The sequence below is a fragment of the Algoriphagus pacificus genome, from assembly GCF_017254845.1.
GTDB classification, from domain to species: Bacteria; Bacteroidota; Bacteroidia; order Cytophagales; family Cyclobacteriaceae; genus Algoriphagus; species Algoriphagus pacificus.
This window is the reverse complement of the sequence record NZ_JAFKCU010000004.1, coordinates 17,767-30,972: the sequence shown is the minus strand read 5'-3', so window position 1 is coordinate 30,972 and position 13,206 is coordinate 17,767. Positions and strand designations below refer to the sequence as shown.

9 protein-coding genes are annotated in these 13,206 nt (G+C 40.6%); 5 read left to right on the top strand and 4 right to left on the bottom strand.

Going from position 1 to position 13,206, the window contains the following annotated elements:
- Positions 1-50 precede the first annotated feature (50 nt).
- The 5 genes from cysS (at position 51) to J0A69_RS16505 (ending at position 8,344) form a co-directional block, all read left to right on the top strand.
- Positions 51-1,541, top strand: a complete 1,491-nt coding sequence (gene cysS / locus J0A69_RS16525; protein WP_206587727.1) for a cysteine--tRNA ligase — start codon at positions 51-53, stop codon at positions 1,539-1,541.
- A complete protein-coding gene (locus J0A69_RS16520; RefSeq protein ID WP_206587726.1) occupies positions 1,531-2,511 on the top strand; it encodes a M28 family peptidase in 981 nt (326 codons plus the stop codon). Before cysS ends, J0A69_RS16520 begins: the two co-directional genes overlap by 11 nt.
- 71 nt (positions 2,512-2,582) lie before the next feature.
- Positions 2,583-3,608 carry a LacI family DNA-binding transcriptional regulator gene (locus J0A69_RS16515; protein WP_206587725.1) on the top strand — a complete coding sequence of 342 codons (1,026 nt, stop codon included), beginning with the start codon at positions 2,583-2,585 and terminating at the stop codon, positions 3,606-3,608.
- A complete protein-coding gene (gene galK / locus J0A69_RS16510; protein WP_206587724.1) occupies positions 3,608-4,756 on the top strand; it encodes a galactokinase in 1,149 nt (382 codons plus the stop codon). Before J0A69_RS16515 ends, galK begins: the two co-directional genes overlap by 1 nt.
- Before the next feature lie 141 nt (positions 4,757-4,897).
- Entirely contained in the window at positions 4,898-8,344 is a 3,447-nt protein-coding gene (locus tag J0A69_RS16505) for a ThuA domain-containing protein (RefSeq protein WP_206587723.1), read from the top strand.
- A 104-nt stretch (positions 8,345-8,448) separates the two neighbouring features.
- Here J0A69_RS16505 and J0A69_RS16500 read toward each other — a convergent pair whose 3' ends face one another.
- From J0A69_RS16500 to eboC, 4 genes are all read right to left on the bottom strand, one after another.
- Positions 8,449-9,822: an alkaline phosphatase family protein gene (locus J0A69_RS16500; protein ID WP_206587722.1), complete on the bottom strand. Its 1,374-nt coding sequence runs from the start codon at positions 9,820-9,822 to the stop codon at positions 8,449-8,451.
- Entirely contained in the window at positions 9,819-11,033 is a 1,215-nt protein-coding gene (gene eboE, locus J0A69_RS16495) for a metabolite traffic protein EboE (RefSeq protein ID WP_206587721.1), read from the bottom strand. The genes J0A69_RS16500 and eboE overlap by 4 nt, the downstream gene beginning before the upstream one ends.
- A 35-nt stretch (positions 11,034-11,068) precedes the next feature.
- The gene (locus J0A69_RS16490; RefSeq protein ID WP_206587720.1) at positions 11,069-12,220 is read right to left on the bottom strand and encodes a 3-dehydroquinate synthase; all 1,152 of its coding nucleotides are present in this window, start codon (positions 12,218-12,220) and stop codon (positions 11,069-11,071) included.
- A gap of 74 nt (positions 12,221-12,294) precedes the next feature.
- The gene (gene eboC, locus J0A69_RS16485) at positions 12,295-13,203 is read right to left on the bottom strand and encodes a UbiA-like protein EboC (protein ID WP_206587719.1); all 909 of its coding nucleotides are present in this window, start codon (positions 13,201-13,203) and stop codon (positions 12,295-12,297) included.
- Between the last annotated feature and the right edge of the window lie 3 nt (positions 13,204-13,206).

Sequence of the window (13,206 nt, the reverse complement as noted above, 5' to 3'; positions counted from 1 at the left end):
ATCTCGTTACCCAATAATTATCAGACTCAAATTTGTACTTTTGCAGACTTATGAAATCGCATCAATTAAAGCTTTACAACACTCTTTCCCGCAAGAAAGAGAACTTCCAAGCCATTAACCCTCCTTTCGTAGGTTTGTATGTCTGCGGACCGACTGTTTACGGAGACGCACATTTGGGACATGCCAGACCAGCAGTAACTTTTGACACAGTTAACAGATACCTTACCCATTTGGGATATCGTGTTAGGTATGTTAGAAATATCACTGATGTAGGTCACCTGCAAGGTGATGCCGACGAGGGAGAAGATAAAATCGCCAAAAAAGCCAAGCTTGAGCAATTGGAGCCTATGGAAATTGCGCAGCAATACACGGATTCCTACCACAGGGATATGGCTTTATTAAATACCTGGAAGCCGAACATCGAGCCTCGTGCAACCGGACATATTCCAGAGCAAATTGCATTAGTAGAAGCGATTCTGAAAGAAGGATTGGCTTACGAAGTCAACGGCTCCGTGTATTTTGACACTTTGAAATACAATGAAAAAACTCCTTATGGAAGGCTTTCTGGGAGAGTTATCGATGAATTAATGAGTGGAAGCAGAGATCTGGATGGACAATCCGAAAAGCGGAATCCAGTAGACTTTGCTTTATGGAAAAATGCCGCTTTTGAGCATCTTATGAAATGGGATTCTCCTTGGGGTGTAGGATTTCCGGGTTGGCACCTCGAGTGTACTGCCATGAGCTCAAAATACTTGGGTAATAACTTCGATATCCACGGCGGTGGAATGGATTTGATGTTTCCTCATCATGAATGTGAGATAGCACAAGGAAACGCATGCAATCATAAAGATCCAGTAAACTATTGGATGCACAACAATATGATCACGATCAATGGTCAGAAGATGGGTAAATCTTTAGGGAATTTTATTACCCTGCAAGAATTATTCAACGGAGATCATGATCTATTGGAGCAGGCCTATAGCCCAATGACGATCCGCTACTTTATGCTGACGGCACATTATCGTTCGACTTTAGATTTCTCAAACGATGCATTAAAAGCAGCCCAAAAAGGATATAAAAAGCTGATCAATGGATTGAGAATTGCTAAAATGCTGGAATATCAAGCATCGGATGTTGCTGTGGATAAAAAACAGATTGAGCAGATCGAATCTAGCATCACCAATGCTTACCGAGCTATGGATGATGATTTTAATACGGCCCAGGCAATTGGTCACCTTTTCAACCTGTTGAAAAAGATCAATTCCATGTACACCGGACAGTTGGAATCGGCTGCCTTAGGAGAAGAGACTTTCCATAAATTGATAAACACCTTCCTCACTTTTGTTGAAGAAATACTTGGTCTGGTAGAAGAGAAATCAGACAGCCAAAACAAAATGATCAATCTCTTATTAAAGCTTTATACTGAAGCTAAAATGGCAAGAGATTATGACAAAGTGGATGAAATCAGAGCTGGATTAAAAGATCTTGGTTTCGTAGTGAAAGACATGAAAGATAAAATTGATTGGGCATATGAAGAATAGAATATGGCTAGTCGGTATTTTATTTCTGGCTTGGGCTTGTGGCCCGACAGAAAAGAAAACCGAGACAGTAACTGAAACTCCTGCAAAGCCCTACCCTAGCTTTTCAGCTGATTCCGCATATGCTTACATCCAAAAGCAAGTTGATTTTGGCCCAAGAGTACCGATGACTCCTGCTCATCAGGAGACAAAGGAATGGATCATTTCCAAGTTTGAAAGCTATGGATTGAGCGTACAAACTCAGGATTTTGAAGCTAAAACATATGATAATCTGACTTGGGATCTCACCAATATCATTGCTTCTTATAATCCATCAGCGAGCAAAAGAATCATGCTTTCTGCGCATTGGGACACAAGAAGGATTGCTGATAAAGATTCTCAGGATTTAGACCAACCTATCGATGGAGCCAATGATGGGGCCAGCGGTGTTGGAGTTCTTTTGGAAATCGCCAGAACCATCACTTCCCAAGAACTAAAGCCGGATGTAGGTATTGATTTCATCCTCTTCGATGGTGAAGATGATGGAGAACCGGATCAAACTACAAACCGAAATACTTCCCAAGATTTCTGGTGGTGTTTGGGTTCTCAGTATTGGTCCGAAAATAAACATGTTACAAATTATACCGCTTACTACGGAATCCTCCTAGACATGGTAGGAGCCAAAGGAGCCCATTTCTATTGGGAAGGCTACAGCAAGCAATATGCCGCAGGGATACTTAGAAAAGTCTGGGAAAATGCTGCTAAAATCGGCCACGGTGACTTTTTCGTTATAAGGGATGCTGCAGAAATCCTAGATGATCACGCTTTTGTCAATGCAAAGGCTGGAATTCCTATGATTGATATTCTAGACTTTTCACCAGACTATGGATTTGGTCATTATCACCATACCCATAGTGATAATATGGAATTGATTGACCGCAGAACCTTGCAAGCTGTGGGAGAAACTGTTTTATTTACGGTTTACCAAGAGTAATCTCTTATCTTTCCAGTACATTTTAATCTAGTATGCAATCGTATGCATAGTAGTTAACCAAAATTTCATCCATGAAAAAAGGGCATCAGGTAACGATGAAAGAAATCGCCAAGAAATTAGGCGTATCAGTTTCTACCATTTCCAGGGCCTTAAAAGACTCACCAGAGTTACACCCTGAAACGAAGCGAAAGATCGTGGAAATGGCTAAGGAAATGAACTACCAGCCAAACCTTCTTGCGCAAAGTCTTCGTATCAGCCGTACCAAAACGCTGGGGGTGATCGTGCCTGAAATTACCTCTCACTTCTTTGCTTCCTGTATCTCAGGAATCCAAGATCAAGCCAATGTTAGGGGATACAATGTGATGATATGCCAGTCCAATGAGCATTTGGAACTGGAAATCGCAAACATCAAAACTCTGGTAGCTAGCCAGGTGGATGCCTTACTGATTTCATTGAGCAGAGAAACCAATCATTACGAACACCTCTTTGAATTATACAATCGCGAGATTCCATTTGTGCTTTTTGATCGAGTGCAAGAGGACATACCTGTTTCCAAAATTACTTTTAATGATGTTGGTGGAGCTTATCAAGTCACTAAACATCTCTTGGAGATGGGCTGCAAGCGAGTTATGTACATTTCTGGCCCAGAAGATTTATATATCAGCAAAAAGCGAAAAGAGGGTTATTTAAAAGCCCTAAAAGAATTTGGAATTCCTGAAAGTGAAAGTCTAGTAAAGGTTACTGACTTGACTACCGAAGGAAATATCGCTGTTGGAGAGGAAATCCTTGAAATGGATAACAGACCAGATGGCGTTTTCTGTATGATAGATCCTATTGCTGTAGAAGTTTTAATGCTTTGGAAAAGCAAGGGAATTCGCATCCCACAAGACATCGCTTTGGCTGGTTTCACTAATAATCCTACTGCTGCTGTGGTAGAACCACCTTTGACGACGGTTTCCCAACCCGGTTATGAAATGGGAAAATTGGCAGTTAGCCACCTGCTTGATCAATTGGATGGTATTGCCTCTGATGATCCAATTTCCATTGTTTTGGAAACTACTCTTATCCCAAGACAATCAACAAAAGTCAGTAAATAATGCGTGAAATCATCGCAAAAGCATTTCTTGAGATTTTCTCTCAAGATCCCTTGGTAGCATTTGCCCCGGGAAGAATCAATCTAATTGGAGAGCATACAGATTACCAAGAGGGATTTGTATTCCCAGCTGCAGTGGCTCAAGGTATTTGGGTTGGGGTTCAAAAAAACGGAACCAACACAACCAGAATCCATTCTGTAGATTTTCAGGAAGATTTTGTTTTTGACCTGCAATCCTTTTCTCCAAAGAAAGGGCATTGGGCAAACTATATCATGGGAATGGTATCCCAATTCAAACAGGCAGGATATCCTGTCACTGGTTTTGATATGGCTTTTGGAGGGAATATTCCAGTCGGATCCGGTCTTTCATCCTCCGCAGCACTTTCAGTAGGAATTGGAACTGCTCTTTCTGGACTCTTTGATTTTAAAATCCCAAAGAAATCGCTAGCACTTTATGCCCAGAAATCAGAACAGCTTTTTGAAGGTTTGAATTGTGGCATCATGGATCCTTATGCTTCGGCCTTCGGAAAAGCAAATCATGCCTTATTATTGGATTGTCGAACTAATAGTCATCAGGAAATCCCAATTTCCTTTGGAGAATACAGTCTATTACTAGTAAACACCAAGGTGAAACATAAATTAGCGGATTCTGCCTACAATAAAAGAAGAGCTGCTGTTGAAGAAAGTGTTAGCCTCTTATCCGATGCTTTTCCGGGAATCAAAACTTTAAGAGATATTCCAGAATCTGCATTGGACCAAGTGAAAGCAATTTTACCGGCAGAACTTTTTCCTAAAGCAAAACATGTGATTATGGAAGATGGCCGGGTTCACAAAGCCGGAAATTGCCTGAAGACTGGAGATTTGGAGGGTTTTGGAAAATTGATGAATGCTTCTCATACTAGCTTGAGCGATGATTATGAAGTCAGCTGCAAGGAGTTGGATTTTTTAGCTGAAGAAGCTTGGAAAAAACCTTATGTACTCGGATCTAGAATGATGGGAGGCGGATTTGGAGGCTGTACGATCAATCTTTTGAAAACCGATTCTGTGGATGATTTCAAAAAAACTATATCCAAAAGCTACCAGGATACTTTTCAAATTGAACCTGAATTCATAGCCGTAAGTCCCTCTGCAGGTGCTCATTTATTGGATTGATCAAAGTTTTTTTAGGGAAGTATCAGAAATCTATTGTTTCAAAAAGAAATAATTAAACTTTCTTCCTGTATTGTCAGTTGAATTTTGGTTATTTGATGTCGATTTTATCGATAATTCCCTAATTTCCGAAAATTTGATAATATGAATTTCCCGAAAAACCTACGTACCCTGCTAGTATTAGCTGTGTTGGTAAGTTTAGGCACCTGGAGCTGTAAGAACAAACGCTCTGGAGAACCAAAAGTACTTATCTTCAGTAAAACAGCAGGTTTTCACCATGAATCCATTCCGAATGGCATAGCAGCTATTCAAAAATTAGGATCCGAAAACGGATTCCTAGTTGACACAACAACACAATCTGACAAAATCAACGAAGAGAATTTGGCTCAGTATTCAGCTGTAATTTTCTTGAGCACCACTGGCGATGTCCTTGACAATTACCAAGAGGCTGATTTTGAAAGATACATTCAATCTGGCGGTGGCTTTGTCGGAGTCCATGCAGCTGCAGATACAGAATATGATTGGGGCTGGTATGGCCGCCTTGTTGGTGGTTATTTCACCGATCACCCAGGCATAAATGATCCTAACCCAAATGTTCAGCCAGGAGAAATCACTGTAGTGGATAAGAACAATCCAGCTACTTCATTTTTACCAAGTCCATGGGCTAGAACAGATGAATGGTACAGCTACAAAAACATGAACCCTGATGTAAATGTGCTTTTAGAACTTGATGAAAACTCCTACAAGGGTGGTTTTGACATGGGTGAGCATCCAATCGCTTGGTATCATGACTATGATGGAGGAAGAGCCTTTTATACAGGTGGAGGACATACCAATGAATCTTATACTGAAGAGCTTTACTTAAAACACCTTTTAGAAGGTATTAAATATGCAATTGGTGATAATCTAGAACTGGATTATTCAAAAGCAAAAAGCAAGCGCGTACCGGAAGAAAACAGATTTACCAAAACTCCTTTGGCATATGCTGCTTTCACCGAGCCTACAGAAATGACAATTCTTCCAAATCTGGATATCCTTGTGGCACAAAGAAGAGGTGAAATCCTATTCTTTGACAACGAAACTGAGGAGTTGAAAGAGGTTGCTAAATTGGATGTTTACTGGAAAACTGAAGTAAAAGGCGTAAATGCAGAAGAGGGTTTGATGGGTATCCAAAAAGATCCGAATTATGCAGAAAATGGATACGTGTTTGTTTACTACGCGCCTGCAGGTGATGAGGAAATCAACAGACTTTCAAGATTTACTTTTAAGAATGATACTTGGGACATGGGTTCTGAAGTAGTCATTTTGGACGTTCATTCCGATAGAGACATTTGCTGCCATACTGGAGGTTCCATTGCTTTTGACAAAGATGGAAACTTGTACCTTTCATTAGGTGACAACTCTACTCCTTTCAACCAGTTTGATTCCCCATACAAAAACAATGGTTATGCTCCATTGGATCAGAGATCAGGCTACGAGCAATACGATGCAAGAAGATCTTCAGGTAATGCAAATGACCTAAGAGGTAAAATCCTTAGAATCAAAGTAAATGAAGACGGTTCTTATGACATTCCGGAAGGCAACTTATATCCTGTTGGAACTGAGGGAACCAGACCTGAAATTTATGTACAAGGAAATAGAAACCCATACAGAATATCCATTGATCAGAAAAATGGTTTCTTGTATTGGGGTGAAGTTGGTCCTGATGCCAGAGCTGATAGCATGGAGACAAGAGGACCTCGTGGATATGATGAATTAAACCAAGCTAGAAAAGCTGGAAACTTCGGATGGCCATTTGCTGTAGGAAATAACTATCCATACCGTGAATATAATTATGAGACTGGTGAGGTTGGAGATGCATTTGATCCGAAAGGACCGAAAAACACCTCTGTAAACAACACCGGTATTACCCAGCTTCCTGAACTTGCTCCAGCATTTATCTGGTATCCTTATGGCGAGTCCAAGGAATTCCCACAAGTAGGATCAGGTGGTAGAAATGCCATGGCAGGTCCTGTGTATTATTCTGACATGTATACTGCAGACACCAAATTCCCTGATTATTTCGATGGAAAAATCTTTATCTATGATTGGATCAGAGGCTGGATCAAAGTGGTAACAATGAAAGAAAACGGTGATTTCGATAAGATGGAGCCGTTTATGCCAAGCACAAAATTCAATGCCATGATAGACATGGAAATGGGTCCTGATGGCAGAATTTACATTTTGGAGTATGGAAATGGCTGGTTTTCCAAGAATCCTGATTCTGGTTTATTCAGAATTGATTTCAATGGTGGAAATAGAGCTCCTGTAGTTACTGATATTTCAGCAGATAAAACCTCTGGCTCGAATCCATTGACGGTGACATTTACTGCAAGTTCTTCTGACCCTGAAAACGATGCTTTGACTTATTCATGGGATCTAGGAAACGGTGAGACTAAAACCACGGATGTTCCTTCTTTGACCCATACCTTCAATACAATTGGAGAATATGAGGTTAAAGTAACTGCTAAAGATCCTGATGGATTAACTGGAACCAGTGGAATTGAAAGTGTTTACTCTGGAAATATTGCTCCAACCGTTAGCATTTCAATTGATGGAAATCAGTCCTTCTATTTCCCTGGTAAAAAAGTAGCCTACAATGTTTCTGTAGAAGATGCAGACAATCCTGAAGCAGCTACTGACATGAGTACTTTGTACGTTTCTGCAGACTATATCGAAGGTTTGGATCAGGCCGAATCTAACATGGGTCACAAAGTAATGACCGAAGCCATGATGGGTAAATCCTTATTCACGACCTTGACTTGTAAAACTTGTCACAAAGAGGAGGAAGCATCAGTTGGTCCTGCATACGTGGACGTAGCGAAGAAATACAATCAAAGAGATATTGATTACCTGAAAAACAAAATCAAAAATGGTGGCGGAGGAGTTTGGGGTGAAGTCGCTATGCCTGCTAATCCTGAATTGAAAGATTCTGAACTGAATGCTTTGGTTGCTTACATCCTTTCTTTGGATCAAGTAACTACTCCATCTCTACCTGCATCTGGTACAGTGGATGCAACTGCAGGTAAAACGCCGACTTCTTCAGGTGTTTTGATGCTAAATGCTTCTTACACCGATCAGGGGGGAGAAAATGTAAAACCATTGACTGGTTCTACAACCCTATTGCTGAGAAGCAATACCATTGACATGGCTAATACCGGTGATTATGCTGGTGGATATAGCAGCATGAGCTATGATGGAAACAACCTTGTGATGGTCCCTAAAAATGAAGCTTCTTTCTCAATTGATAATGTTGATCTGACAGGTATTGGTTCTGTGACAGCTATTGCGGTAACGATGGGAAGCTTAGGAGACGAATATGACTTCGAACTTAGACTAGATTCACCAACAGGTGAATTGGTTGGATCCACAACATTTGCTCAGAAACCATCAAGCGGACCAGAAGGAGCTCCAAATTTTGGACCTTTTACGATTCCAGTTACTGGAAACGCGGATGGTAAACTCCATAAGTTGTTTGTGATTACAAAGCCTAAAAATGACGGTGGTGCCGGAACCTTTATTATCTCTGGTATTACTTTCAATTCAAAATAATAACCAACCTTATAACCATAAAAAAGCCATCCTCTGTTAGGGGATGGCTTTTTTCTTGGGCAAAAATTGATTTTCGGAAATTGCTAGATTGAATCGGAAGATGATTAACCAAATACTTTTTTAAGAATCAGGCTTTGAATTGCTGTTGGATCTATTTGACTTTCTGAAGTCAAACTTTTATCCCCTGAATAGAAAACTGGATGATCTAGGCGGTCTTCTGGGATTCTTCCATGCGCTCCTTTTACCAAGTTAGCATCCAGTGGAATAACATCCATCAAGTAACGGAAGCCCAATTTCTTTTTAAGAACCTTTAGACCAACTTTAACCAATGGTAGTTTTATCGAAGGATTTAGAAACAACTCTACAGGGTCATATCCTGGCTTTTGGTGGATCGCAACACATCTTGCATAATCTGGCGCTTTTGCATCATCCAACCAGAAATAATAGGTAAACCAAGAATCTTTGTCTGCCACAACGACCAAATCCCCGGAGCGATCATGATCTAAATGATATTGCTTTTTTCCTTCCTCGTCTAGAATTAGCTCAACTCCGGGCGTCTCTTCCAGTAATTTCCTTACCAATGGCAGATCACTTTTATCCTTTACATGTATGTGAGCCAATTGATGATCAACTACTGCAAAAGCTCGGCTAGTGCCTGCGTCCAATGTTTCAAGCCCCAATTCATTCTTCACTTGAATCAGACCCGCATTTCTAAAAATACGGTTCAAATGCACCGGATTATTCACCGATGTAATTCCATATTCAGAAAGCAAAATCACTTCTGCTCCTTTCTTTTCATAATAGGTAATCAGATCCTCACAAACCGCATCGATTTCATTCAAATCTTTAGAGATTTTAGAAAAATCAATCCCATATTTTTGAAGTCCATAATCAAGGTGAGGAAGATAGATAAAAGTCAAAGTCGGATTCTTCCATTCATCGACTTTCTTTGAAGCATCAGCGATCCATTGAGTGGATTTTATACTTGTATTTGGTCCCCAAAAAGAAAACAATGGAAACTGACCAAGCTCCTGCTGAAGTCTGTCACGCATTTCCATAGGATGCGTATGACAGTCCGGCAACTTCCTTCCATCAGATGGATAAAGTGGCCTAGGAGTAACCTGAAAATCTGCAGTGGAATACATGTTGTACCACCAAAACATATTGGATACGGTGAAATCTGGATTTCTCTCTTTGGCAAGATCCCAGATGTTTTTAGCCTGAACCAGCTTATTGGATTGTCTCCAGAATTTGATTTCACACTCATCCTCGAAGTACCAACCATTTCCTACGATTCCATGATCAGTTGGCCACTTCCCAGTCAAATATGTCGTTTGAGCCGATGTAGTAACAGCAGGTAAAACAGGATTGATTGTAGCCTGATGGGTTTTTGAAGTCCATTTTTTCAAAAAGGGTGTATGCTCACCGATCAATCGCTGAGACAATGCCACCACATCAATGACAACGGTTTTTTTCATGATTGCTTCATGTTTTCAGTAACCCAAGAAAGCTCACGAATAATGGAACTTTGAATATCCATAGTCATCCCTTCTGGAAGGACATCCCAAGTATATGTTTCTACTTCCAAGTGATCGGTAACCTGATTGGTTTTGAGATAGGTTAGTACCTCCAAAATATCAGACTGAGTCGAAGCAACTTTCCCATAATCAGACAAGAATACCGGAACGTGGAAATGGATTCTCCATTCTTCCAGTTCTGTGCTTTCCAATTGTTTCAAAGCCTGATCCAAATCTCGGAATGATTCGAGTTGACCTTCGGAATTTCTTCCGATTACCTGATGAAGGTATGTAGACTCCGCAAAAGGAAGTAGCGTATCTTTGATTGCATTCCGTTCTTCCAAACCCTTGGGTAATTTCAATTTCAATGCTGCCGAAATCTGGATCTTTCCGATTTTAATACCTGCCGCATCCATAGCTTGAAAAACATCTTTAGGTTTCTCATAAACCAAGGCAAAATGGCAAACATCATAACAAAGCCTGATATGTTCTTTGATTGCCTTTTCTGCATCCTCCTTGCTCATTTGAAGCGTATCCATCAAATCTCTGGTTCCCATCGGAAGCAACCAGTCTTTGAAAAAAGCCAACATTTCTGCTGTATTTTCTAGAATCCCATCTGGTTCCGGTTCAATGTCCAAATGCAGGGTTTTACCGGTTTTTTGCTTGATCTCAATCAATTTAGCCACTACCTGAACAAGGTGAGTAGTGGATTTGGTAATCGCTCGATCCAATTCATTCTGGGCAGAAAACCAAAATCTATAAGACAAAGGAGAGGTAGAAATCCCTCCTTCTATTTGATCAGGAAGCAATTCCGCAAGTATTTCAAAAAGTCTAATGGTGTAATCTCTTCTTTCTTTGGTTGTCCAGTCGGGTGTATGAACATCATCTTTGACTACCTGCCCATGAAAGCCCCCGTAAGGGAAACCATTCATGGTAAAAACATAGGCATTTTGCTCTTTCAACCAGCTTTTAAAAGCCGTAAGCTCTTCTGGCTGAGCTAGAACAAGGCTAGCTTCATTAGAAAGTCTTAATCCAATTCCGAAAGCCTGATCTGGAGCTAAGTCGGATTTGATTTGGGGAATGTATTTTTTGAGGTTTTCGAAGGTTTCCTTCCAGCTTTCTCCCGGGTGAATATTGGTACAATAAGACAGGTGTTTTCCTTCTATTAACATAATCAAGAATAAATTTTTAGGAATAAAGGGCTAAATCAATTGGCAATCAACCGATCTGCTTGGAAAGCTTTTAATTTTTCCACCGCCGCAAGGATTAGCGTTTGATCCATCTCATGAACTTCCTGGCCTACTCCCAATTTAGTCAAAAGCATAATAGTCAATTGTCCGCCCAAATGCTCGCGAAACTCTTCTAATCCCTTAAAGAGCATTTCTCCAGACAATACTTCATGGTATAATTGGAATCCTAAAGACGCTATGACAGAAATAATGCGATCTAGTTCCGATTCTGTAATCATGCCTTTTAGGAATGAGTAAGTGGAATCCAGCGCAATCCCCATCGCAACAGCCTCGCCATGTCGGATTTGATACTTGCTAAGATGTTCCATTTTATGTGCTGCCCAATGACCAAAATCCAGTGGTCGAGAAGAACCCATCTCAAAAGGATCTCTTCCTGCAATATGGTCCAAATGCATCTGTGCACATCTGACAATCAACTCTTGCATGGGCGCCATTTCCCTTGCTGCCAAAGCACTGGCATTTGCTTCGATCCATTCGAAGAAATCCAGATCTTTAATCAAGGCAACTTTTATAGCTTCTGAAATTCCGGATCTCCAATCGCGATCATCCAAAGTCAGAAGAAAATTAAAATCATTCAATACTGCATAGGGTGGAGCAAACGTGCCTAGGTAATTTTTCTTACCAAAAGAATTAATTCCATTTTTCACACCTACAGCAGAGTCATTTTGAGAAAGAACCGTGGTAGGAATTCTCACTAGTCTGATTCCTCTATGGGAAACAGCTGCTGCAAAGCCAACCATATCCAATACAGCTCCTCCACCGATTGCTACGATGTAAGAGTGTCTATCGATCCCATATAAATGGGTCGCTTCTACAACTTTCTCATAGAATTGAGGATCATTTTTGGAAGCTTCTCCGCCTGGCACAATCAATGGTTCTGCACAAAGCTTGAACTTGGAAGCATGTGCAGCTGCATAAGTTTTTATCTGATCGATCAGCTCGGGATGAGTATCAGCCACGCCACTGTCTACAACAAAATATGCTTTACCTCCTTTGCCATTATCCAGCAACTTGGCCAAGCTTTCTTCTGCCGCGTCAAATATATTTTCAGAGAATATTACCGGATAGGTATAGGGTACAGAAAATGATTGTTCGATAACTCTTTTCATCAATTACTCAATCTAAAACAGGGGCAAAAGGTTCTTTTCAGCGTGCAATTTATAGTTTTCCTAATTGGAAAATTTCAGGTAACAGCAAATTTTCTGGCAAGCCAAAGAGAAATTGGCAACAAGATTAACACAAGGACGCCATACAGCCATCCTGCAAAGGCAGCAGACAGTGAGGCATTTAATATAATCAGGGAAATAACAGCTGCTTTTACGGCTTTTCCTATCAATTTGGGTTCTTGCTTTTGAATGGCTTTGACCAATGGAGGGAATATCATGTAGGCGAATAAAGCTACAAATGGAATTACTTCCAGAGGTTTTCCTCCTATTGTAAAGGCTAAAATGACAATAGCGGCAATGATGATGAGATACATTCCCAAACCACCGTAAAGGGCCTTTTTATTTTTTCCATGTACTTCTCCACTACTGATCATGGTGATTGCTGCCACAAAAACCAATGGGATCAAGCCCATAAAAGCAAATTTTTCAACTAGATCGGGAACAACACTTACTCCAAGCAATAAATTGCCGGCTCGGCACAAGCCCATATTGATGGGACCTAAAAAATTCTGATGTTTTCCCCAGTAATCATAAATTACAGCACATAGAGCTACTGCAAAAGCAATTAAAGCTGAAGTCATGGAAACCTGATAAGCAGCAATGACTCCCATCAAAAGCAGTAAAAAAGCCATGATTGCCGCACTTTTTACTGTAGCTCTTCCACTGGGAATCGGTCTTTCTGGCCTCTCCACAGAATCCAGATCTGCATCAAAAACATCGTTGAATGCGACTCCTCCAGCATACAATCCAATTGTGGCCAAAACCAGCCAGGCAAGATCAATTAAATATGCATCCTGATTGGAAAAGGAGGTCAAATAAATCCCTATTCCAGCAATCGCAAAACCGGCTAAAATATCAGCAATTGCAGTGACTACATTTGCCGGTCTGGTCAGCTGCAAATGGGCAAATATCTTGGATTGACGCATCTA